General features: G+C 72.0%; 21 protein-coding genes. 14 read left to right on the top strand and 7 right to left on the bottom strand.

What is annotated here, in order from left to right; genetic code table 11:
- Nucleotides 1-112: 112 nt before the first annotated feature.
- From WFJ17_RS01670 to WFJ17_RS01655, 4 genes are all read left to right on the top strand, one after another.
- Nucleotides 113-790 carry a fasciclin domain-containing protein gene (locus tag WFJ17_RS01670; protein WP_336647487.1) on the top strand — a complete coding sequence of 226 codons (678 nt, stop codon included), beginning with the start codon at nucleotides 113-115 and terminating at the stop codon, nucleotides 788-790.
- 150 nt (nucleotides 791-940) lie between these two features.
- Nucleotides 941-1540 carry an ECF RNA polymerase sigma factor SigK gene (gene sigK / locus WFJ17_RS01665; protein WP_374208773.1) on the top strand — a complete coding sequence of 200 codons (600 nt, stop codon included), beginning with the start codon at nucleotides 941-943 and terminating at the stop codon, nucleotides 1538-1540.
- Complete coding sequence (locus WFJ17_RS01660; RefSeq protein WP_336647486.1) at nucleotides 1537-2391, top strand: anti-sigma factor; 855 nt, start codon at nucleotides 1537-1539, stop codon at nucleotides 2389-2391. Before sigK ends, WFJ17_RS01660 begins: the two co-directional genes overlap by 4 nt.
- A 162-nt stretch (nucleotides 2392-2553) precedes the next feature.
- Nucleotides 2554-2985 (top strand): DoxX family protein, encoded by a 432-nt coding sequence (locus WFJ17_RS01655; protein WP_251443104.1) that lies wholly within the window; start codon nucleotides 2554-2556, stop codon nucleotides 2983-2985.
- A 78-nt stretch (nucleotides 2986-3063) separates the two neighbouring features.
- Here WFJ17_RS01655 and WFJ17_RS01650 read toward each other — a convergent pair whose 3' ends face one another.
- Entirely contained in the window at nucleotides 3064-4191 is a 1128-nt protein-coding gene (locus WFJ17_RS01650; protein WP_251443101.1) for a glycoside hydrolase family 172 protein, read from the bottom strand.
- A 148-nt stretch (nucleotides 4192-4339) separates the two neighbouring features.
- Between WFJ17_RS01650 and WFJ17_RS01645 the strand changes: the two genes are divergently transcribed.
- Nucleotides 4340-5320 (top strand): LacI family DNA-binding transcriptional regulator, encoded by a 981-nt coding sequence (locus WFJ17_RS01645; protein ID WP_251443098.1) that lies wholly within the window; start codon nucleotides 4340-4342, stop codon nucleotides 5318-5320.
- Between the two features lie 7 nt (nucleotides 5321-5327).
- Here WFJ17_RS01645 and WFJ17_RS01640 read toward each other — a convergent pair whose 3' ends face one another.
- The gene (locus WFJ17_RS01640; protein WP_251443095.1) at nucleotides 5328-5744 is read right to left on the bottom strand and encodes a hypothetical protein; all 417 of its coding nucleotides are present in this window, start codon (nucleotides 5742-5744) and stop codon (nucleotides 5328-5330) included.
- Nucleotides 5745-5927: 183 nt separating this feature from the next.
- Here WFJ17_RS01640 and WFJ17_RS01635 point away from each other — a divergent pair, with 183 nt between their 5' ends.
- From WFJ17_RS01635 to WFJ17_RS01625, 3 genes are read left to right on the top strand one after another with little or no spacing between them, the layout of a single operon-like run.
- The gene (locus WFJ17_RS01635; RefSeq protein WP_336647485.1) at nucleotides 5928-7436 is read left to right on the top strand and encodes an FGGY-family carbohydrate kinase; all 1509 of its coding nucleotides are present in this window, start codon (nucleotides 5928-5930) and stop codon (nucleotides 7434-7436) included.
- Nucleotides 7433-10000, top strand: a complete 2568-nt coding sequence (locus tag WFJ17_RS01630) for a GH116 family glycosyl-hydrolase (RefSeq protein WP_336647484.1) — start codon at nucleotides 7433-7435, stop codon at nucleotides 9998-10000. Before WFJ17_RS01635 ends, WFJ17_RS01630 begins: the two co-directional genes overlap by 4 nt.
- 45 nt (nucleotides 10001-10045) lie before the next feature.
- On the top strand, nucleotides 10046-11677 hold the full coding sequence (locus WFJ17_RS01625) for a fucose isomerase (RefSeq protein ID WP_336647483.1): 1632 nt from the start codon (nucleotides 10046-10048) through the stop codon (nucleotides 11675-11677).
- Between the two features lie 30 nt (nucleotides 11678-11707).
- On the opposite strand, the gene WFJ17_RS01620 is transcribed toward WFJ17_RS01625, so the two are convergent.
- Entirely contained in the window at nucleotides 11708-12280 is a 573-nt protein-coding gene (locus WFJ17_RS01620) for a TetR/AcrR family transcriptional regulator (RefSeq protein WP_336647482.1), read from the bottom strand.
- Nucleotides 12281-12365: 85 nt separating this feature from the next.
- Here WFJ17_RS01620 and WFJ17_RS01615 point away from each other — a divergent pair, with 85 nt between their 5' ends.
- Entirely contained in the window at nucleotides 12366-12977 is a 612-nt protein-coding gene (locus WFJ17_RS01615) for a dihydrofolate reductase family protein (protein WP_336647481.1), read from the top strand.
- Here WFJ17_RS01615 and WFJ17_RS01610 read toward each other — a convergent pair.
- Nucleotides 12943-13206, bottom strand: coding sequence for a hypothetical protein (locus tag WFJ17_RS01610; protein WP_251443083.1), 264 nt, complete (start codon nucleotides 13204-13206; stop codon nucleotides 12943-12945). The genes WFJ17_RS01615 and WFJ17_RS01610 overlap by 35 nt on opposite strands.
- Before the next feature lie 162 nt (nucleotides 13207-13368).
- Here WFJ17_RS01610 and WFJ17_RS01605 point away from each other — a divergent pair, with 162 nt between their 5' ends.
- Nucleotides 13369-13779, top strand: coding sequence for an MmcQ/YjbR family DNA-binding protein (locus tag WFJ17_RS01605; RefSeq protein WP_251443081.1), 411 nt, complete (start codon nucleotides 13369-13371; stop codon nucleotides 13777-13779).
- 46 nt (nucleotides 13780-13825) lie between these two features.
- Here the strand turns inward: WFJ17_RS01605 and WFJ17_RS01600 are convergent, their stop codons facing one another.
- On the bottom strand, nucleotides 13826-14416 hold the full coding sequence (locus WFJ17_RS01600; RefSeq protein ID WP_251443078.1) for a hypothetical protein: 591 nt from the start codon (nucleotides 14414-14416) through the stop codon (nucleotides 13826-13828).
- A 140-nt stretch (nucleotides 14417-14556) separates the two neighbouring features.
- Here WFJ17_RS01600 and WFJ17_RS01595 point away from each other — a divergent pair, with 140 nt between their 5' ends.
- From WFJ17_RS01595 to WFJ17_RS01585, 3 genes are all read left to right on the top strand, one after another.
- Nucleotides 14557-17019, top strand: coding sequence for a polysaccharide lyase 8 family protein (locus tag WFJ17_RS01595; protein ID WP_336647480.1), 2463 nt, complete (start codon nucleotides 14557-14559; stop codon nucleotides 17017-17019).
- 472 nt (nucleotides 17020-17491) lie between these two features.
- On the top strand, nucleotides 17492-18727 hold the full coding sequence (locus tag WFJ17_RS01590) for a glycosyltransferase (RefSeq protein ID WP_442927957.1): 1236 nt from the start codon (nucleotides 17492-17494) through the stop codon (nucleotides 18725-18727).
- 5 nt (nucleotides 18728-18732) lie between these two features.
- A complete protein-coding gene (locus tag WFJ17_RS01585) occupies nucleotides 18733-19953 on the top strand; it encodes a glycosyltransferase family 4 protein (RefSeq protein WP_336647479.1) in 1221 nt (406 codons plus the stop codon).
- Nucleotides 19954-19971: 18 nt separating this feature from the next.
- Here the strand turns inward: WFJ17_RS01585 and WFJ17_RS01580 are convergent, their stop codons facing one another.
- Entirely contained in the window at nucleotides 19972-20478 is a 507-nt protein-coding gene (locus tag WFJ17_RS01580; protein ID WP_336647478.1) for a hypothetical protein, read from the bottom strand.
- A gap of 61 nt (nucleotides 20479-20539) precedes the next feature.
- Entirely contained in the window at nucleotides 20540-21247 is a 708-nt protein-coding gene (locus WFJ17_RS01575) for an NRDE family protein (protein ID WP_336647477.1), read from the bottom strand.
- A 425-nt stretch (nucleotides 21248-21672) separates the two neighbouring features.
- On the opposite strand from WFJ17_RS01575, the gene coaBC reads away from it, so the two are divergent.
- On the top strand, nucleotides 21673-22890 hold the full coding sequence (gene coaBC, locus WFJ17_RS01570; protein WP_336647476.1) for a bifunctional phosphopantothenoylcysteine decarboxylase/phosphopantothenate--cysteine ligase CoaBC: 1218 nt from the start codon (nucleotides 21673-21675) through the stop codon (nucleotides 22888-22890).
- Nucleotides 22891-22903 lie beyond the last annotated feature (13 nt).

The raw sequence follows: 22903 nt of genomic DNA, 5'->3' as shown, positions 1-22903 counted from the left end.
GGCGGCCGAACGGATGGTGCATCGATCCGGATCCAATCCGCTGGGTGCACGGCTCCGAACGCATCGTGTCGGCCGATGAACGGTCGCGATGCACCAGTCAAAGGAGAAGATCATGCGATCCACCGCTCGCCTGCACACCAAGGTCTCGCTCGTCACCGCCGGCCTGCTGGCCGCCACGGCGCTCGCCCTCACGGGATGCTCGTCGTCGTCCGGCTCGTCGTCCGGCTCGTCGTCGGCCCCGCCCGTCAGCTCGCCGGAGGCGTCCCCGTCGCAGACGATGGATCCGGCGGCCGATCTGGTCGGCCCCGGGTGCGGCGCGTACGCGCAGCAGGTCCCCTCCGGCGCGGGTTCGGTCGCCGGGATGGCTCAGGACCCGGTGGCGACGGCCGCCAGCAACAACCCGCTGCTGACCACGCTGGTCGCGGCGGTCTCCGGCAAGCTCAACCCGAAGGTGAACCTGGTCGACACGCTCAACGGAAGCGAGTTCACCGTGTTCGCACCCGTCGATGACGCGTTCAAGAAGATCGACCCCGCCACCATCGACACGCTGAAGACCGACGCCGGGGCCGACACGCTCAGCAAGATCCTGACCTACCACGTCGTCGCCGGTCAGATCTCGCCGAAGGACATCGTCGGGACCCACAAGACCGTCGAGGGCGGCGAGGTGACGGTGACCGGATCGGGCGACAGCCTCAAGGTCAACGACGCGAACGTGATCTGCGGCGGCGTCCACACCGCGAACGCGACCGTGTACCTCATCGACTCCGTCCTGATGCCGCCGGCCCAGTAAGGATCTGCGCCCTCGCGACACAGACCGGACCGCATGATCGACGGCACCGCCCGAACATGCGGTCCGGTCCGGCGCGGAGGGGCGGCAGACCCGGGGACGCGGCAGTGCTCATCAGCGACGCATTGCCGGGACGGGGTGGGGAGGTGAGGCATGCTGGAAGCCATGGTGATCGACGATCGGGAGCACGCCGAGCAGGACGGCGGCGACGACCCCGCCTCCGCGCTGCTGGTGCGGGTGGCGCAGGGCGATCAGCCGGCGTTCGCCGAACTCTACGACATGCTGTCGCCGCGCGTCTTCGGTCTCATCCTCCGCGTGCTGGTGAATCGCTCGCAGAGCGAGGAGGTGCTGCAGGAGGTCTTCCTGGAGATCTGGCAGACCGCTTCGCGCTTCGCCTCGGATCGAGGCCGGGGGCGGACCTGGATCCTGACGATCGCGCATCGTCGGGCGGTGGACCGCGTGCGGGCCTCGCAGGCCAGCGCCGACCGCGACGTGCGGGTCGGGGCGCGCGACCTCGACGTCGCCCATGACAGCGTCGCCGAGCAGGCCGAGCTGTCGATCGATGCGGACCGGGTGGTCGGCGCCCTCTCCGCCCTGCCGGATGCGCAACGCGAGGCGCTCGTGCTCGCGTACTACGGCGGATACTCGCAGAGCGAGATCGCCACCATCACGGGATCACCGCTGGGAACGGTGAAGACCCGCATGAGAGATGGACTCACGCGTCTTCGGACGCACTGGGGGGTGAACGCATGAACGAGCCGGAGTTCGCCGAGCTGGCCGCCGGCCACAGCCTGGGGGCGCTGTCGGCGGAGGACGAGCGACGCTATCGGGCCGCGCTCGCCGCGCACCCCGAGTGGTCGGCGATCGCCGAGGACGATGCCGACACCGCCGCGCTCCTCGCCGAGGGGGCGACCTCCGTCGCACCTCCGCCGGCCCTTCGCGACGCCCTCCTCGCCCGCATCGCGGTGACGTCGCAGAGCGCTGATCCCGAGGACGCGCCCTCGGTGGCGGCAGAGGATGCGCTCGCGCCGGAACCGGCCTCAGAGCCGGTGCCGGCCGATGCCCCCGTCGCCGGCGCGGCCCCCGGTCCCGTCGCTCCGGAGGACTCGCGCAGCGCATCCGACGCGGGAGCCGCGGACGTGTCGCGTCGACCGCGACGGCTGATGTTCGCCCTCGCCGCCTGCCTCGTGCTGATCCTCGGTCTCGGCGTGGGCGCCGCGGTCGTCATCCCGCAGCTGCTGCGCCCCGCGGCCGTCGTCGCGCTCGACCGGATCGAGAACGCGCCCGATGCGGCGCAGAAGACCGTGTCGCTGCCCTCGGGCGGTCATGCGACGGCGCACTGGTCGGCGTCGATCGGCACGGCGGTGCTCGTGTCGGACGGCCTCGAGCCGCTCGGCGGAAAGCAGACCTACGAGCTGTGGTTCGTCCGCGGCGACGGCCCGGTGTCCGCCGGCGTCTTCGCCGCCGAGCCGGGAACGACGACGGCGCAGCTGAGCGGGAGCATGCATGCGGGCGACGCGATCGCCGTGACGGTGGAGCAGGCCGGCGGATCCCCCACGGGGAAGCCGACGAGTCAGCCCATCATCGTCATCCCCACGTCCTGAGGCGTTCGAGTCTTCCGACGGCGCCCGCCCGGACGGCGCCGTCACCGGATATTGAGCCTGCGTTCAGAAACATGACAGGGGCGGCTCCGTAGCGTGGAGGGCCGGGGCGGCTGCCCCGAGCCGCGCTCGCCGCGGTGTCCTGCCACGAAGGAGCTGTCCGGAATGACGAACACCACGAAGCCCGCCGCCTCTCTCGGACTCCTCGTCCTGCGCCTCGTCGTGGGCGGCGTCTTCGCCGCGCACGGCGCGCAGAAGGTCTTCGAGTACACCCTGCCCGGCACGGTCCAGGCCTTCGCGGGCATGGGCGCGCCGCTGCCCGAGATCGCCGGACCCGTGATCGCCTTCCTCGAGCTCGTCGGAGGGATCCTGCTCATCGCCGGCCTGTTCACACGTCCGGTGGGCGTGCTGCTGGCGGCCGACATGATCGGCGCCATCGTGCTCGTGCACCTCGGCAACGGCATCTGGGTCGGTGACGGAGGCTGGGAGTTCGCGGCCGTGCTCGGCGCGGGGGCGCTCGCCCTCGCCTTCACCGGCGCCGGGCGCTACGGCCTCGACCGCGCCGTGCTGCGCGGCCCGGTGCGTGCACTGGCCTGAGCTCCGGCCGACCCGGCGCGGAGAAGAAGACCGCGCGGCGCATGCGCGACTCGCTCGCGACTCGTTCGTGCGACGGCGTCAGCTGCGCGGTTCGCGCGGGGGAGTGGATCCCAGGTCCGGCACGGGGGCCGTTCCTAGGTGCACCTCCATGTCGTCTGCGCTGGGCGCCTTCGGGCGGCGGGCCGTCGGCCGGTCCAGGTAGAACATCGCGGTGGAGGCGATGTCGTCGCGCAGGGGCAGGTAGCGCCAGCCGCTGCGCCACCCGAGCGCCTGGATGTCGACCTTCGGGATCCCGGTGGAGAAGTGGATCGGATCCGCGAGGTGCCAGCGGTACATGCCGAAGCGCTGTTGCGAGAGGTAGAGCCCGTCGGGACGGATCACCTGGGGCATGCCGAGATAGGGCGTCGAGAACGTCGTGTACCCCTGACCCGGGATGTCGAAGTTCCACGCGCCGCCGAAGTAGTCCTCGGTTCCCGTGCCGCAGATCGTGGGGTGGTCGGTGTCGTCGTCGAGGTAGAACTTGATCTCGCCCTCGCCCCACCAGCCGTTGGAGTTCACGCCCCACGCGATGTAGGTGCCGACGTACTGCCCCCGGCCCTCGACGCCCTCGAGGATCGTGTGCGGCACGAGCTCCTCGAGCGGGTTCGAGCGGCGCCACTGCGCGTGGAAGTACCCGTCGGCGGAGTAGTCGCCGCCGATCTCGTAGGTCACCTGGTAGTAGACGCGCACGTCGACCGCCGAGGTGTTCTCGATCGTGAGGCGTGCGCCGTCGCGGAACGGCATCGGCCAGTAGGAGTTGAAGCCGCCGTGCGGGTTCGCGGCGATCACCTGCGAGTTCACCTGCGCGAACACGCCCCAGCCGTTGCAGAAGAAGTCGCCGTAGGGCACCTCGACGGCGGGTTCGTCGGCGCCGTCCCAGTAGGCGCGCAGGATGAGCGTGCGCCAGTTGTCGGTGTGCGTGGTGATCCAGATGTGGGTGATCCGGCCCGCCCCCTCGATCGAGGCGAGGTCGAACGTCGCGCCCGCGGCGATGTCGACGCTCGGGGAGATCTTCCATCCGGGCCCGAGGTCGCGCGCGCAATCGGCGCCGGTGCCCTCGGTCGCCCTGGCTCCGCCGCCGACGGCGCCGTCGAAGTTCTCCGGGGAGATGGACCGGGTCTGCACGGTCCTCAGGGCGGACAGGGACGACAGGTCGGTAAGAGTCATGGCGGGGCACGTCCTCGGGTCGTGGTGGGGTGGATCCGCGCGTGGCGTCCGCGACGGCGCGTGCGGCCACCCTACCGATTCCCACTCACTGTTGCAATCGATTTCATCACGGTAATGTGTCCTGACGGACAACAGAAGGCAGGACCGGATGGCGACCATCTACGACGTAGCGCGTCTCGCCGGCGTGTCTCCTGCGACGGTGTCGCGCGTGTTCAACGGCGCGGGCGTCTCGGATGAGAAGGTCGCGGCGGTGCGTCAGGCGGCCGCCCAGCTGAAGTTCTTCCCGAATCGCACGGCCCGGACGCTGCGGCGGCAGAGCTCCGAGGTGATCGCGCTCGTCATCCCCGACATCGAGAACCCGTACTTCACCGAGATGGCGCGCGGTGTCGAGGATGTCGCCTCCGAGGCCGGCTATTCGGTCGTGCTCTGCAACTCCGACGCCCAGGTGGAGAAGGAGCAGACCTACCTGCGCATCGCGATCGCCGAGCACATGTCCGGCGTGATCCTCGCCGCGGCGTCCGACCACACCTCTCTCGACGAGCTGCTGGAGACGGGTCGGCCGGTGGTCGCGGTCGATCGCAGCACGGGCTACGACATCGACGGGGTCGTCATGGCGAACCGGGACGCCGGCCGCAGCGCGACCGAGCAGCTGATCGAGGCCGGATACACGCGCATCGCGCACATCGCGGGCCCGGAGCACATCGAGACCGCGGTCGAGCGCGCCGACGGCTGGCGTGCCGCGCTGAAGGCGCACGGCCTCCCCGCGGATCCCGAGCTGCTGCGGTTCTCGTCGTTCCGGGTGGACGGCGGGCGCGAGACGATGGCGGAGCTGCTGGCGTTGCCCGAGCCGCCCGACGCCGTCGTCGCCGGCAACAACCTCATCGGCGTCGGCGCGATCCAGGTGCTCACCGAGCGCGGTCTCACCCCGCCCGCGATGGGCGTCGCGGTCGTCGGCTCGCTGCCGTTCACGACGCTGTCGCCGAGCGTGGTCACCGTCGTACGCCTGCCCGCGCGCCACATGGGCGTGACCGCCGCCCGGATGCTCCTCGATCGGATCGGCGGCGACGATCAGCCCGCCCGCACCGTCGTGCTGCGCAACGAGATCCAGGCGGCGACCGTCTCGCGCTGACCCCCGCTCAGGAGTGCCAGAGGCGGTCGGCCAGCGCCGCCACATCCTTGTCGAGCGCCGAGACCTTGACGTCCACCGCGTCGAAGCGGGCGCTCATCTCGGCACGGAGTCCGGTGATCCTGCCGTCCATCGCCTCGAAGCGGGCGTCCATGGCTTCGAAGCGGGCGTTCATCTCGCCGCGGAGGCCCTCGAACTTGCCGTCGATGGTCTCGAATCTGCCGTCGAACCGGCCCTCGAGGGCCTCGAATCTGCCGTCGAACCGGCCCACGAGGGCATCGAACCTGCCGTCGAACCGGCCCTCGAGGGCTTCGAGCCGTCCGTTGATCGCCTTCGTGAGAAGCGTCGTCATGAGCGTCATGCCGCCGAGCATGATCGCGGCGAAGAGTCCGATCAGGGTCCACACCTGCGGTTCGGTCATGTCCATGCCTCCAGTGTCTTCGGTCGTTCCGAGCCTGTCATCAGCCAAAGGTCTCGAAGTCGGTTTCACAGAATCAGGGGAGAAGGCGCGCTCATCGGGCGCTGTGGAGGACGGTCTCGGGCCGATTGCGCTTGAAATCGATTTCGCGTAGTGTGATCGCCGTCCGGCCAGGACGAGCGATCGAGGAGGATGCGCGTGCGGTGCACCATCGGTGTCGACATCGGCACCTCCAGCAGCAAGGGCGTCCTCGTGGATGCCGACGGCGCGATCCTCGCCCAGGCGACCCGGACGCACGAGGTGAGCCGCCCGCGCACCGGCTGGGTCGAGATGGACGGCGGGATCTGGTGGGACGAGTTCGTCTCCCTCGCCCGGGAGCTGCGCGCCGCCGTGCCGGACGCCGAGATCGCCGCGGTCGGGGTGAGCGGCATGGGGCCGTGCATCCTGCTGGTCGACGCGGCGGGTGAGCCGGTCCGCCCGGCCGTCCTCTACGGCGTCGACACGCGCGCCGGGGAGCAGATCGCACGGATGACGGCCGACCTGGGCGTCGCCGAGATCACGCGCGTGGGCGGATCCGTCCTCACCTCGCAGGCCGCAGGCCCGAAGATCCTCTGGATCCATGACGAGGATCCGGGAGCGTGGGAGCGGGCCCGGCGGCTCTTCATGCCGGCCTCGTGGCTCGCGCACCGGCTCACCGGCGCCTACGTGCTGGACCATCAGTCCGCCAGCCAGGTCTCGCCCCTGTACGACATCGAGCACGAGCGCTGGCACGACGAATGGTGGCAGCGCTATGCGGCGCCGCTCGAGCAGCCCGCGCTGCTCTGGGCGGGGGATGTCGCGGGCCTGGTGACCGCCGAGGCGGCCCTCGTCACCGGGATCCCCGAGGGCACACCGGTCATCGCCGGCACGATCGACGCCTGGACCGAAGCGGTCAGCGTCGGTGCGCACGGCGTCGGCGACCTCATGCTCATGTACGGCACCACGATGTTCCTCGTCGCCACGGGGGAGGAGACGCTGCGGACGCCCTCCCTGTGGACGACGGCGGGCGCGTTCGCAGGCACCCGCAACCTCGCCGGCGGCCTCTCGACCTCGGGCGCGCTCACCGCCTGGCTGAAGGACCTGACGGGATCCGACTACCCCGAACTGCTCGCCGAGGCCGAGGCGTCCGGCCCGGGCGCGCGCGGGCTCGTGATGCTGCCGTACTTCGCGGGCGAGCGGACGCCGATCCAGGATCCGGATGCGCGCGGCGTGATCGCGGGTCTCACCCTGGACCACGGCCGGGGCGACCTGTACCGGGCGGCGCTGGAGGCGACCGCGCTCGGCGTGCGGCACAACGTGCAGACGATGCGCGACGCGGGCGCGGACATCCGCCGGATCGTCGCGGTCGGCGGAGGCACCCAGGGGCGGCTCTGGCTGCAGATCGTGTCCGATGCGACCGGGCTCGCGCAGGAAGTGCCGCAGATCACGATCGGCGCGAGCTACGGCGCGGCCTTCCTCGCCGCGGGCGCCGTGACCGACCCCGCACCGGCGATCGCGGACTGGAACCCGGTCGTGACGACGATCGCTCCCGATCCCGCCCTGGCCTCCGCGTACGACGCGCTCTTCGACCGCTACCTGCGGCTGTACGCGGGCACCGCGGAGGTCGTGCACGAACTCGCGGAGCAGCAGCGCGCCGATGACGAGCGGGAGGTGCCGGCATGACGCGCCGGGCCCGTCCCGTCCCGCACACCGCGGAGCGCGCGGCGTTCCCCCTCGGCGGCATCGGCACGGGCAACGTCTCGCTCGGAGCGCGCGGCGAACTGCGCGACTGGGAGCTCGAGAACCACCCCGACAAGGATCGCCGCAATCCGCGCACGTTCTTCGCGATCCACGCGGCACCGGAGGGGGCCGAGCCCGTCACCCGCGTTCTCGAGGCGCGCATGACGGGGCGACGCGACCTCGACGCCGGCTTCTCGTTCGACGATCTCGTCGGCCTCCCTCGCCTCGAGGCGGCGACGATGCACGGGGAGTACCCCGTGGTCGACATCGACTTCGCCGACCGCACGCTGCCCGTCGACGTGACGCTGCACGCCTTCACGCCGCTCGTCCCGCTCGACGCCGACGCCTCGGGCATCCCCGCGGCCGTGCTGCGCTACCGGGTTTCGAATCCCGGCGACGCGCCCGTCGCGGTCACGGTCGCCGGCAGCGTCTCGCACACGGCGGGCCGCGGCGAACCGGGCCCCGACGCCCCCTGGGGCATGCGCGGCACGCAGAGCGTCCGCTGGCGCGATGACGGGGAGGTGCGCGGCCTCGACTTCGGCATCGACCTCCCCGGTGACGACCCCGGTTACGGCACCCTCGCCCTCACCACCGCCGACGCCTCCACCACGGTCAAGCCGCAATGGGTCACGAGTTACTGGCCCGACGGCGCCCGGATGTTCTGGAGCGACCTCACCGCCGACGGGCTGCTCGACGCCGAGTCGCGGCTCACGCTCGAAGACCGCCCGCGCGGGCTGTTCGCCGAGAAGGACGCGGATCCGGATGCCCCGCCGCTCACCGAGGAGCAGATGCTCGCGAAGCTGCCGCGGCTGCGCACCGGATCCCTCGGCATCGTCCACACGCTCGTCCCCGGCGAGACGCGCGACTTCGAGTTCGTGCTGAGCTGGTCGTTCCCGAACCGGCGGCGCGGCTGGCACGGGCACATCGTCTTCGACGACGCCCCCGTGGATCCGTCCCTGCCGCCTGTCGTGCGCAACCACTACGCCGCGCTCTGGCCCGATGCCTGGTCCGCGGCGACGCACCTGCACCGGGAGCTCCCCGCGCTCGAGGCCGCGACGGACGCCTTCGTCGAGGCGCTCTACGGCGGCACGCTCGACCCGGTGCTCGCCGACGCGATCGGCGCGAACATCGCCGCGGTGCGGTCCACGACCTGCTTCGTGCTGGAGTCGCCGAACCCCGCCCTGGGCGAGGGGCCGGTGTTCGCGGCTTGGGAGGGGTCCTTCGACCACGGCGGGTCGTGCGAGGGGACCTGCACGCACGTCTGGTCCTACGCGCAGACCGTCGCCTGGCTGTTCCCGGCGCTCGAGCGCAGCGCGCGCCGCCCGGAGTTCCTGCTCGAGACCGATGCGGACGGTGCGCAGAGGTTCCGCGGCAACCGCGTGTTCGGATCCGCTCCGTGGTTCATCGGGCCCGCCGTCGACGGGCAGCTCGGCACCTTCCTCCGGCTGCATCGCGAATGGCGGTTCTCGGGCGACGACGCGTTCCTGCGCGAGCTCTGGCCCGCGGCGGTGCGGACCCTCGAGCACGCGACCCGCGAGTGGGACCGCGACGGCGACGGGCTGCTGGACGGAGAGCTGCACAACACCTACGACATCGAGTTCCACGGGATCGATCCGCTCGCCAACGGCGTGTACCTCGCCGCCCTCCGCGCCGGAGCGCGCCTGGCCGCCCACCTGGGGGAGACGGAGCGGGCCAGGAACTGGTCCGCGAGAGCCGATCACGTGGCCGCGGCGATGGACGACGTGCTCTTCACCGGCGAGTACTACCGGCAGGTGATCGACGACGTCGACGCGCACCGCTACCAGTACGGCGACGGGGTGCTCTCGGACCAGCTGCTCGGTCAGTTCCATGCGTATCTGAACGGACTCGACCCGCTGCTGCCGCCCGCGCACCTCGACAGCGCGCTCGCCGCGATCGTCGCGCACAACCACCGGGCCGACCTCTCTGCGCACGAGAGCACTCAGCGGGTCTACGCGCTGAACGACGAGGGCGGCCTGCTGCTCGCCTCCTGGCCGCGCGGCGGGCGTCCCGCCATCCCGTTCGTCTACTCCGACGAGGTGTGGACGGGAGTCGAGCACCAGGTCGCGGCCACGCTGCTCTACGCGGGGCGCGTCGACGACGCGCTGCGCGTCGAGCGCGCGCTGCGTTCGCGCTACGACGGGACGCATCGCAACCCCTGGAACGAGATCGAGTGCGGCAACCACTACGCGCGCTCGCTCGCGTCCTGGGCGCTGCTGCTGGGGGCGAGCGGCGCGCAGTGGGACGCCCCGGCCCGCACGCTGTCGTTCGCGCCCGCGGCCGGCGCGTTCGCCGAGGGCGCCCCCGTGCGGTTCCTCTTCACCACGGGCACCGGCTGGGGATGCGCCGAGATCGACGGGGGCGCGCTGACCCTGCGGCTCGACGGCGGAGCGCTCGACCTCGCCGAGCTGCGGCTGCACGGCGCCCTGCTCGCGCACGACGTGCGACTCGTCCCGGGCGAACCCCGTACCTTCCCGCCGCCCGCCTGAGCGGCTACCACCGACGTGACCACCATCCAGCAACCGGAGAATCCCATGAGCTACGCCCTCCCCGCGCCGATCGAGCGCCGCGCATCCGCGCCGAAGACCGCCTACCTGATCACCTCCGGCGACCTCCGCGAGTCGGCCAACGTCGCGGGCTGGCCGGTGCAGGCCGCGACCGAGGCCGCGGTCACCGCCGCCTTCGAGGACCTGGGCTGGACGGTGATCCGCCCGTTCGGTGTGGATCCGGCCACCGGCCACGGCTACATCTCGAGCCAGCGCATGGGGATGGAGGTGTTCACGCGCATCCCCGAGGACGCGCCGCTGATCGTCGCCACCGCCAACTGGCAGTACTCCCACCACGTGCTGGCGGGGCTGCGCACGCACCGCGGTCCGATCCTCACCACCGCCAACTTCGCACCGGACTGGCCCGGCCTCGTCGGGCTGCTCGGGCTCAACGCGGGCCTCACGAAGATGGGCAAGCCGTACTCCACCATCTGGTCGGTGGACTTCACCGACCCCTGGTTCCGCGAGGGTCTTGCGGAGTGGACCGAGACCGGGCGCATCACGCACGACGCCTCGCACGTGCGCGCCCTGCCGGAGCTCCCGGACTCGCCCGAGAAGCAGCTCGGCGAGGCGCTCGCCGCGCAGCTGCGCGCCGACAAGGCCATCATCGGCGTCTTCGACGAGGGCTGCATGGGCATGTACAACGCGATCTTCGACGACGAGCTGCTCAACCGCACCGGCATCTACAAGGAGCGCCTCTCGCAGTCGGCGCTCTACGCCGAGATGCTGACCGTGACGGACGCCGAGGCGGACGCCGCGTACGACTGGCTCATCACGCACGGCATGACCTTCCGCTACGGCGAGGACGGGGCCACCGAACTCACCCGCGAGCAGGTGCAATGGCAGCTCAAGATGTACGTCGCCGCCCTCCGCATCGCCGACGACTTCGGCCTCGACGCGGTCGGGATCCAGTACCAGCAGGGACTGAAGGACCTCGTGCCCGCCTCGGATCTCGCCGAGGGGATCCTGAACTCCACCGAGCGCCCGCCGGTGACCTCGCGCGACGGATCCCGGATCCTGCACGAGGGGCGGGCGTTCCCGCACTTCAACGAGGCGGACGAGGGCGTCGCGGTCGACGCGCTCGTGACCGACCGGGTGTGGCGGGCGATGGGCCTCGTGCCCGACAACACGCTGCACGACGTGCGCTGGGGCGAGCAGTTCGGCGACGACTTCGTCTGGGTCTACGAGATCTCCGGATCCGTCCCCGCCTCGCACCTGGGCGGCTGGGACCAGGCCGAGGGCTGGCGGCAGGGGCACGTGTTCTTCCCGGCGGGAGGAGCCACGATCAACGGCGTCTCGAAGCCAGGGGAGGTCGTGCTCTCCCGCATCTTCATCGCCGACGGCGTGCTGCAGGCGGACGTGTTCCGCGGGACCGTCGTCGAGCTCCCTGCCGAGGAGACCCAGCGCCGCAAGGATGCCACGAACCCGGAGTGGCCGATCGCGCACGTCGTGCTGCACGGCCAGAGCCGCGACCAGTTCATGGCGCGCCACAAGGCCAACCACGCCCAGCTCGTCTACGCGCCCGATGCGGAGACCGCGGACAAGGCGCTCGTGGCGAAGGCCGCGATGCTGGACGGCATGGGGATCCGCGTGAACCTCGTGGGGGACGTGAACGTCTGACGCCTCTCCGCCCTGTCGCTCGGCGGCGGGTCAGGCCTGCGGCAGCAGCCCCGCGACCAGGGCGTCCACGACGTCGTCGGTCGGCGTCCCCGGGTCGATCGGGGAGGTGAGCCGGTCGAAGACGAGGCCTTCGACCGCGTAGTGGAACAGCGCGATCTCCGCACGCCCGCCCGGCAGCCCCGCCGCGGTGTTGAAGGCGACGTCGGCGTCGAGGGACGCCTGCTGCCACTGCGCGAGCGCCGCCGCGAGGGCGGGTCGGCGGGTGGCCTCGAGCCGCAGCTCGAACAGGGCGAGGGTGGCGGCGCGATCGGCGGTGAGCCGTCGCACGATGTCGCGTGTGTAGTCGGCGAACAGCGCGCGGCTCGGCTCCCGGGGCGCGCGCAGCGCGAGATCCTCGGCGGTGGCGCCGAGGCGGATCCAGATGCGCTCCAGGAGTGCCGAGACCAGCGCGTCCCGGGTGCGGAAGTAATTCGAGGCGGTGCCGGTCGGCACTTGGGCCTCGTCGTCGACGGCGCGGTGCGTGAGCCCACGCGAGCCCTCCCGGGCGAGCACGGCGATGCCGGCATCGGCCAGGGCGCTTCTGCGCGCTTCGTTCTTCGCCATGTCCTCAGAGTAGCGCAACCACAACATCTGTTGTAGTCTCCAATCACTGCACCTGTCGTGGATGGTGCCGAGGATCGGAGGACCTGTGCGAGAGCTCACGTACTACATCGCCGTCACGCTGGACGGCTTCATCGCCGGTCCCGACGGGCAGTTCGACGCCTTCCTCTACGGGGGCGACCACATGGCGGCGCTCGGCGCGCGTTTCCCCGATGCGTTCCCCACCGCCTATGCCGAGGCGATCGGCCTCACGCAGGACCGTGCCCTGTTCGACACCGTGCTCATGGGCTGGAACACGTACGCGGTCGGGCTCCCGACCCTGACGAGCCCCTACCGCCACCTGCGCCAGGTCGTCTTCACGCACCGCGAGGCGGAGCCGGTCGAGGGCGTGGAGTTCGCCGACGAGGATCCGGTCCCGGTCGTCCGCCGACTCAAGGCCGAGGCCGGCAGCGGCATCTGGCTCTGCGGCGGCGGGGCGCTCGCCGCGCAGCTCGCCGGGGAGATCGACCGCCTGGTGCTGAAGGTGCACCCCGTGCTCTTCGGCGACGGGATCCCGCTGTTCGGGCGGAGCGGCTACGCCCCGGAGGCGTTCACGCGCACCGCGTCGACGGCATTCGACTCCGGCGTGACGCTCTTGGAGTTCCGCCGATCGTCCTCCGTGCGGCTCAGGACCCCCACACCCGCTTCGCGAGACCGCTGACCTCGTCGTCGAGGCGGTCGACCGTGTGCTCGATCTTCTCGAGTCGGGAGTTCACCGAGTCGAAGCGGGCGTTCATCTCGCCGCGCAGCCCGGTCATCTCGCCGCGCAGCCCGTCGAAGCGCGCCTCGATCGTCTTCGTCAGCAGGGTCGTCATCAGGGTCATGCCGCCGAGCATGATCGCAGTGAAGACGCCGATGAGGGTCCACACCTGCGGTTCGGTCATGTCCATGCCTCCATTCTGCGCCGTTCGGGCCAGTGTGTCAGCGGTGCGGACGGGATCGTCGGCCGATTGTGCGAGCTGTGCAGAACGGGAGGACGCCGTCGGCTGTGCAGGGCGAGTAGAAGATCAGAAGGGTTGAGCCATCCCCCAGGGACGGGGAGGATCGGATCCATGGCCACGATCGACGACGTCCGCACCCTCGCCCTCGCGCTTCCCGGCGTCGAGGAGCGCGTCGGCGGCCACACGGGCGCCCCCGGCTGGCGCTGCAACGGCGGCCAGATCGCCTGGATGCGCGGGCCGTCGCAGACCGACCTGCGCCAGCTCGCCGAGCTGGGCCGCGCCTGGCCGGACGGGCCGGTGCTCGCGGTGCGCACCGAGTCGGTGGCTCTCGCCGCCGAGCTCGTCGCGGCGGACCCGCGGATCTTCTTCACCATCCCGCACTTCGCAGGCTATCCGGCGGTGCTGCTGCGGCTCGACGAGATCGCGCCCGATCAGCTCGGGGAGGTCATCGCCGACGCCTGGCTTCTGCGGGCGCCGAAGGCCGTCGCCCGGCAGTGGTTGGACGAACGCGGCCTCGCCTGAGCGTGCGGACAGGGCGGTGTGTGCGCGGCCGGCGGGCTCAGGCCGGTCAGGCCGGCGGCAGCCGCAGCACGGGTCCGGACTCGCCGACGGAGAGCTCGTCCTGGGAGCGCAGCGTGCGCGCGATCTCGTCCACCGCGCCGATCACGGTGCCGAAGCGCTCCCGGTCGGCGCACACCGCTTGCAGCGTGATGAGGTGCGTGCCCGTGTCCCACGTGTAGGTCGCGAACGGCGGTGCGCCGGGCTCGACCGGCAGCGGCACCACGAGCTTCTCACCCACGCCCAGGTAGGGGTTGCGGAACGCCTCGGTGTCGTCGTACTCCATCGGCATCATGGCGCGGGCGGTGCGCACCTGCGGCGTGAGCTCCTGGGCGCTCGCCATCGCGACGATCAGCTCGGGCTCCGCCTTCCACGTCCATACGAGCACGCGCCCGTCGGCCTTGCGCATGAGGAACGGCGCCGCCTGGCTGAGCGCCCAGGCGCCGAAGCCGGACCCGGGGCGCTGCGTCGCGCCCGCCGCACCGTTCAGCTGGCCCAGCAGCATGCCGATCGCAGCCTTGCGGTGCCGGCGACCACGCAGGCCGAGGGATCCGGTCACGGGGATCCAGCGTTCGGGGTCGGCGTCGGCGAGCAGGCGCATGCTCAGAGCGTAGGGGGCGAAGGTGGGGGTCCGCCGTGCGTCCAGGGCGCGATGAAATATGTACACCGCCTCTACTATTTGGTTGGGAAAGCGCATACCATGGTCCGCGAATCCTTCCCCGAACGACCCGGAGGCCGATGATGTCCCCCCTCGAAATGAACCGCCGCGCCCTGCTCGGACTGCTCGGAGCCGGTGCTCTCGTCGCCGTCGCCGGCGGATCGGCGAGCGCCCGTACGCTTCCCGGCGGAGTCCGGACCGCCGCCGACGACCCGCTCGCGCTGCTCGTCCAGCGCCGCGCCGTCATGCTCGCCGGCGACGGCAGTGCGGCGTCCGTGCCCGAGCTCGCCGGTGTGCTGAGCGGGATGAGCGACGCGGCGACCGCGTCGTGGAACGCCATGGTGCGCCCGGCGGCGTCCCCCGGCATCTGGAGCGACCTGCCTCTCACGGGAGTGACCGGCACGGTCCTGTCCGGGAACATGGGCGTCACCTTCAATCGCATCTTCGACCTCGCGCTCGCCTACGCGACCGCGGGATGCGCGCAGTACGGCGACGCCGCGCTCGCGGCCGATCTCGTGGATGCGCTGACCTGGCTCAGCGCGAACATCTACAAGGCGGGCAAGTCTCCGGTCGGCAACTGGTGGTTCTGGGAGATCGGCGTGCCCCGCAAGGCGGCCGACATCTGCGTCCTGCTGCACGAGGAGGTCCCGGCCGACGTGCGCACCGCGCTTCTGGCCGCCGCGCGGTACTTCACGCCCGATCCGAACTGGCGCGGGCGGGCGACGAGCCTCGCCGAGACCGGCGCCAACCGCACCGACAAGGCGCTGTCCTGCGCGCTGCGCGGGATCCTCGACGGCCGTCCGGACGAGATCGCGCTGGCCCGCGACGCCCTCAGCGACACGGTGCGCGCCGGCAAGAACAGCGTGTTCGGCTACGTCACGAGCGGCGACGGCTTCTATGTCGACGGATCCTTCGTGCAGCACACCTACCTGCCCTACGTCGGCACCTACGGTGTGGTGACGCTCGGCGGCATCGCCGAGATCCTCGGGCTCCTCGGCGGGAGCGACTGGGACGTGACGGATCCGAAGAAGTCGGTGATCCTCGATGCGGTCGAGGCCTCCTATGCTCCGTTCATCTGGAATGGCCGCATGATGGAGGCCGTCCGCGGGCGCGCGGTGTCGCGGCAGGCGGAGCCGGACTACGTCGACGGCGCCGCGGCGATCACCGCGATCCTGCTGCTGGCCCAGGGAGCAGGCGAGCCGTACCGCGGCCGCTACCTCTCGCTCGTGAAGGGCTGGCTGCAGCGCTGCACCGACGAGAAGCTCTACGGCCTGCCCACGCAGACGGTGGCGAAGTCGCTGCTCGTGACCTCGATCCTCGCCGACGGCTCGGTCACCCCGGCCGACGCCCCGGTCTCCACGAGGGCGTTCGGCGACCAGGACCGGCTCGTGCATCACCGGCCGGGCTTCAGCGCCGTCGTCAACGTCTCGTCGAAGCGGATCGGTCGCTACGAGTGGGGCAACAAGGAGAACAACCTCGGCTGGTATCAGGGCGACGGAATGACGTTCTTCTACAGCTCGGCGGATCCGGCTCAGTACAGCGCCGACTTCTGGCCCACGGTCGACCCGTACCGGCTGCCGGGCACGACGGTGACGGCGGCGCCGCGGGCGAACGGCGCGACCGACGGCACAGGCATCCCGCGCGCGTTCCAGGCGTTCGGCGGCGGTCTCGCGCTCGATGAGCGCTGGGGCATCCAGGGCATGGACCACCTGAACTTCGACAAGTCGCTCAGCGCGCGCAAGTCGTGGTTCTTCCTCGACGACAAAGTGGTGTGCCTGGGGGCGGCGATCACGTCGGCGTCGGGGTTCGACGTGTTCACCACGATCGACAACCGTTCGTTCGCGCCGGGAACCGTGCCGAACGTGCGCACCGACAACCGCAACCGGGCCCTCGCCGCGGCGGACGGGGCGATCACCGTCAAGCGCAACGTGCACATCATGGGTCACGGCGGCTACGTCTTCCTCAAGGGCGAGAACGTCTCCGGGACGATCGACGTGCAGGTCGTTCCGCGCTCGGGCGACTGGCAGACGATCAACTCCGGATCCGACACCGGCGGCACGACCGACGTCAAGAACCGCGACTACGTCACGGTCACCCATCACCACGGCACGAACCCGTCCGGCGGGGGCTATGCCTACATGGTGCTGCCGAACGTCGCGCACTCGGTCACGTTCGCGGAGTCGGGCGCGCCGAGCGTCGAGGTGCTGGCGAACAACGCGCAGGCGCAGGCGATCCGCGTGGCGGGTCAGGGCCTCGTCCTCGCGAACTTCTTCCAGGCGACGCCCGCCGGCGCGGCGCCGGCGTACGGCGTGACCGTCGGAGGGCCCTGCTCGCTCGCCGTGCGCACCGACGCGGGCCGCACCACGGTCGTGCTGTCCGACCCGAGTCGCACGCAGACGACCGCACGGGTCGTGCTCGCCGGCGTCGCGCAGTCGACCGTGGTCGAGGGCGACGACGGGGTGCGGGTCGTCGGCACGGCGCCGCTCACCCTCGAGTTCGACCTGGACGGACACGGGCACGCCAAGAGGATCGTCCTCGGCGCCTGATCGCGGCCGCGGCCGGCCGGCGATCCGCCGGGCGGCCGCGGTCCCACGCGGGTGACACCGGGCCGCGAGCTCCGGTCATCCGTCCGACGTCGACACAACTCAGGCTGGATCCTCGGATCCGTGCAGTTCCGGCCGGAAAACCGCCAGGGACACGGATCCAGCCTGAATACGGAACCCGGGGGCGGGGCGCCGAACCCTGCCGGGCCGGGCGCCGAACCCTGCCGGGCGGGCGCCGAACCCTGCCGGGCTGGGCGCCGAACCCTGCCGGGCCGGGCGCCGAACCCTGCCGGGCCGGCGCGGGACCGCGGCAGGGCCGTGCCGGCCCGACCGCGGCAGGCCCGTGCCGGCCTCCGTCGGATCCCCAGGCCCCTCGGGTAGAGTGGCCAGCGCCCGATCCAGGCCATCTCCGCGGGGTTCGAGCGGCCGATGAGGCGCTCGCCGGCGCCGCGGCCCAGCAAAAGGCAGCAATCACGTGACTTCCCCCGGCGACCATCGCCCGCAGGCCACCTCCGACACCGCCGCGTCCGCCCCGGCCGAGCCGCGCCCGCTGCGGATCCTCATCGGTGCCGACACCTTCTCGCCCGACGTGAACGGCGCGGCCCGGTTCACGGAGCGCCTCGCGGCCGGCCTCGTGCAGCGCGGCCACGACGTGCACGTCGTGGCTCCGAACCAGGCCTACCGCACGGCCAAGCCCCGCACCGAGGTGATCGAGGGCGAGGCGATGACCCTGCACCGGCTGCCGTCGGTGCGCTGGGCTCCGCACGACTGGCTGCGGTTCGTCTGGCCGTGGCGTTCGAAGCACTATGCGCGCCAGGTGCTCGACGCCGTGCAGCCCGACGTCGTGCACATCCAGTCGCACATCGTGATCGGGCGGGGTCTGTCGCGGATCGCGCACGAGCGCGGCATCCCGGTGATCGCCACCAACCACGTCATGGCCGAGAACATCCTCGACCACACGACGATGCCGAAGTTCATCGACGACATCGTGCTGCGCCTCGCCTGGGCCGACGCGAGCCGGACGTTCGCGCTCACTCGCGCTGTGACCACCCCGACCCGCCGCGCCGCCGACTTCCTCGAGCGCACGATCGACGTCGAGGGCGTCATCCCGGTCAGCTGCGGCATCGACCGCACGCAGTACACGCCGGTCATCGGCCCGCGCGAGAAGAACCGCATCGTGTTCGTCGGCCGGCTCACCGCCGAGAAGCAGGTCGAGGTCATCCTGAAGGCGATGACCAAGCTGGATCCGGCTCTCGACGTGACGTTCGACATCGTCGGCGGCGGCGACCAGCGCAAGCAGCTCGAGGCGCTCACGCAGCAGCTCGGCCTGCAGGACCACGTCACCTTCCACGGCCGCACCACCGACGCCGAGCTGCGCGCGCTGCTGAGCCGCGCCTCGCTGTTCGTGATCGCCTCGATCGCCGAGCTGCAGTCCATCGCTACCATGGAGGCGATGGCCTCGGCGCTGCCGATCGTCGCGGCCGACGCCGTGGCCCTGCCGCACCTCGTGCAGGACGGCGTGAACGGCTACCTGTTCGAGCCGGGCAATGTGAACGAGCTCGCGGCGCGTCTCACCGACGTGCTCACCGCGGATCCGGCCGAGTACGAGCGGATGCAGCGGGCATCGCTCGACGGCGTCGCCGTGCACGACATCAACCGCACGCTGGACACCTTCGAGGCGCTGTACCGCGACGAGCCGCTGCCGGAGTAGACCGGATGCACATCGTCTTCTTCGCCGACCAGCACGCCGAGTCGCTGGGTGGCGCGCAGGTCTCGATGCGGCTGCAGCGCACCTATTTGGAGCGGGCGGGGCACACGGTCACGATCGTCGCACCGCGGATGCACTCGGCACGGGGCGGGGACGCGGCGGGGGATCCCGGCTACATCGACCTTCCTTCGATCCCGATCACGGCCGACCGCGAGTACTCGCTGACCTGGCCGGGGCGGCGCACCGACCGCTTCCTCGACCGCGCGATGACCCGGCGGCCCCCGGTCGACCTGCTGCACGTGCAGGCCGACTTCTGGGGCGCGTTCATCGGGCATCGCTTCGCGCATCGGCACGGCATCCCCGCCGTGCACACGATGCACAACCGGGTGGATGTGGGCATCGCCGCGGTGACCCCGCTGCACCGGCCCGTGCTGGGTGCGCTGAACCTGTGGCGGCGCACGGCGCTGCGGGGAATCGGGCCGCAGCCCCGCGGTGCCGACGGGTGGGCGTATCTCGCCGGGGTCGCCGCGGAGTCGCGGGCCGTGACCGCCCCGTCGGGGCACTTCGCCCGCCGGCTAGAGCAGCACGGCGTCTTCGGATCCGTGGACGTGATCTGGAACGGCATCGACGACGAGGTGCGCGAGCAGGTGCTCGCGGCGGCGCCGGCGGAGCGCGTGCCGGGCCGGCCGCGGTTCATCTGGCTCGGCCGGATGAGCCCCGAGAAGCGCCTGCTGCCATTCTTGGAGGCCGTCGTCGCGAGCGACGTCGACGCCGACATCGAGATCGTGGGCGGCGGGGCGCAGCTCCGCGCCGCCGAGCGGATCGCGGCCCGCGCCATCCGACCCCGCATCCACTTCGCCGGACGGATCGGCTACGCCGACGTGCTCGCCCGGATCGCCGCCGCCGACGCCGTCGTGCAGACGTCCATCGGCTTCGAGACCCAGGGCATGACCCCGTTCGAGGCGGCCACCCTCGGCACCCCGACGATCGTGAGCGACCCCGACATCGCCGGCGAGCTGGGCGGCGGGCTCTGGGCCGTGCCCGATGCCCGGGACGAGCCGGGGCGGGTGGCCGCGCTCGCCGAGACCCTGCGTCTTGCCGCGGACGACATCGCAGGCGGCCGTGCCCCCGAGCCGGATCCGCAGGTCTCCGCCGACTTCCGGCAGTCGTCGCGGACCGCGGCGATGCTCGAGGTGTACGAGCGCGTGCTCGCCCGCGCCGGACGCTGAGGCCGGTCCGCCCGGCGCTCAGAAGCGCATCAGCGTGGAGTACAGCGCGGGCAGCGTCAGGCTGAACAGCAGGCCGAGCAGGCCCACGATCGCGACGCCGATCGCGATGCCTGCCCTGACCCCGCCGCCGCGACGCGCGGCGATGATGCCGAACACGAGCGCGAGCGCGTCGAAGACCGCGATAGTGAGCCCGCCGAGCAGCGAGAAGATCCACGGGGGCAGGTTGAGGCGGTAGGAGAGGAACGCTCCCAGCGTGTTCGCCCAGCCGGTGATCACGGCGAGGCCGGCGAACACGAGAGCGAGCATGACCATGCCGCCCGCCGTGCTCGGCCGCGGGCCGGCGATCGGCGCCGCGTATCCCGGTGCGGCGTGGACGGCTCCGTAGCCCGGGGCGGGGTACGCGGGCGCCCCGTACATCTGTCCCGCCGGGCTCTGACCCGTTGCCGCGGCGGGGCCGCCGATGGTGCCAGGACCGGGAGCGGTCGGGGGCTGCGGGGCGGGGACGTTCTGGTGCGGATCCGTCATGTCCCGAACGTACCGGTCCCGATGGCCGTGCGGTATGGGCAGTGCTGCCCATACCGGGGGCTCAGCCCCAGTGCGCGGGTGCGGGCAGCGTGTGGTCGAGCACCTCGACGCCGTCCTTGTCGACGGCGGCGGTCGCGTAGAGGAGGGACTGCGTCGGGTAGCCGTGCGAGCGGTTGTCGCGGATGATCGCCCGGTCGTCGGAGGGGTCCAGCTCGGCGGTCGACGCCAGGAGCCGGATCCAGGAGTCGGGCCAGGCGGCGTCCCTCGTCGGACGCGCCTGGAACTCGGGCAGCCAGCGGGCGATCCGCGCGGTGCCGGGGTCGTCGAGGTCGTCGTGCGCGATCATGTGCACGCCGGCGGGCACCGGTGTCTCGCGCAGGACGGATCCGTCCCAGGACAGCACGCGGGCGCCGGCGGGGGAGACCTCGAGCAGGTTGAAGCCGTGCATGCGTGCCGAGCCGACCTCGCCCCCGTCCTCGAGGCTCGCGAAGGCGCCCGCGACCGAGGCGAGGGCGAGCGTGCCGCGGGAGACCGCCTGGTCCGCGGGGAGGTCGAGCACGTCGGCGCGGTTGAGCAGCACCGCGAGCCGCCGTTCCGCCGGATCCGCGGCGAGCCAGGCGCCGCCCGCCCGACGGTCCCGGATCCCGACGACGCCGGGCTGGGCGGGCCACCACGCTCCGAGCGCGTCCCACTCCCGCTGCGGATCCTCATCGCGCACGGCCAGCAGCCGCACCCCTGCCTCGTCGACCTCGATCACGACCGTGCACACGCGCCTCAGTCTATGGACGCGAGCAGCGGCGAGGTCTTTCCGCCGAACCTCAGGCCGTTATGCAGGGACCCTGCGTCGTTCTGCAGGGAGGTCCGGACGTTGTGCAGGGAGGCTTCGTCGTTGTGCAGGGAGCCCGAGCCGTTCTGCAGGGCCACACGGGGAGAAGTGCCGGTTTCGGGGGTGAAACGGGCGGATCCGCGACGGCGGGTTCTGGCGCAACAGCGGCGGGCCCCTGCACAACAGCGGTAAGTCCCTGCAGAACGCCCCGGGGTCCCTGCAGAACGACCGGGGGTCCCTGCACAACGGCGGGGGCCGCCCGCGTCCCGGGGCAGCCCGCCGCCGCTCTCCGCCGCTGGCTGCCGTGCCTGGCCGCCGACCCCGGCCCCGGCGGGCCGCCGCGCCGGGCCGGATGGCAGAATCGGGGGATGGACATCGTGGTGGGGGTCTCCGGCGGCATCGCGGCCTACAAGTCGGTGCAGCTCGTTCGACTCCTGGTGAAGGCCGGCCACGATGTGACCGTCATCCCCACGGAGGACGCCCTGCGCTTCGTGGGTGCGCCGACCTGGGAGGCGATCAGCCGCAATCCGGTCACCACGAGCGTGCACGACGACGTGGCGAAGGTGCGCCATGTCGCGCTGGGCCAGGGCGCCGACCTCGTCGTCGTCGCGCCCGCGACCGCGAACACCCTCGCGCGCATGGCGGCCGGGATCGCCGACAACCTGCTGGGCACGACCCTGCTCGCCACGACCGCGCCGGTGCTCGTCGCGCCCGCGATGCACGCCGAGATGTGGGCGCATCCCGCGACGCAGGCCAACATCCGCATCCTCGTCGGGCGCGGGGTGCATGTGATCGGGCCCGACGACGGCGAGCTCGCGGGCGGCGACAGCGGACCCGGCCGGATGAGCGAGCCCGAGGCGATCGCCGAGGCAGCGCTCCGCCTGCTCGCCCCGCAGGATCTGGACGGCCTGCGGGTCGCGGTCTCCGCCGGGGGCACCCGCGAGCCGATCGATCCGGTGCGCTACCTCGGCAACCGTTCCAGCGGGCGGCAGGGGGTCGCCCTCGCCGTCGAGGCCGCGATGCGCGGCGCCGAGGTCGACCTCGTCGCGGCGAACCTGGCCGGCGACGTGCTGGCCGCTGCGGCGCATCCGCGGATCCGGATCCGCCCGGTCGCGACCGCGGCGGAACTCGCGACGGTCATGAAGGATGCGGCCGCCGTCGCCGATGCCGTGGTCATGGCCGCCGCCGTCGCCGACTACCGCCCGGCGCAGGCCGCGACGCACAAGCTCACCAAGGAGGACGGGATCCTCGAGCGGATCGAGCTCGTCGAGAACGAGGACGTGCTCGCGGCGCTCGGTGCGGCCCGCCGAGAGGGCGCGGCGCCCGAGGGCCAGATCATCGTGGGGTTCGCCGCCGAGACCTCGACGGATCCCGACGCCCGGCGCGAGCGCGCGCGACGCAAGCGCGAGCGCAAGGGCGCCGATCTGCTCGCGGTGAACCTCGCCGACGCCGAGCACGGCTTCGAGGCGGAGGACAACGCGATCGAGCTCATCGGGCGGGAGGGCGAGGTGGTCGCGGTGACGGCCGGCTCCAAGCGCCGTGTCGCCGCGGTCCTGTGGGACGCGGTGGTTGCGCTGCGGGGATGAGTCGCGCGGGCGT

It is taken from the genome of Microbacterium sp. MMO-10 (genome assembly GCF_037148715.1).
In the GTDB taxonomy this organism is placed as follows: domain Bacteria; phylum Actinomycetota; class Actinomycetes; order Actinomycetales; family Microbacteriaceae; genus Microbacterium.
The sequence above is the reverse complement of the archived record's forward strand: the minus strand, read 5'-3'. Positions and strand labels throughout refer to the sequence as shown.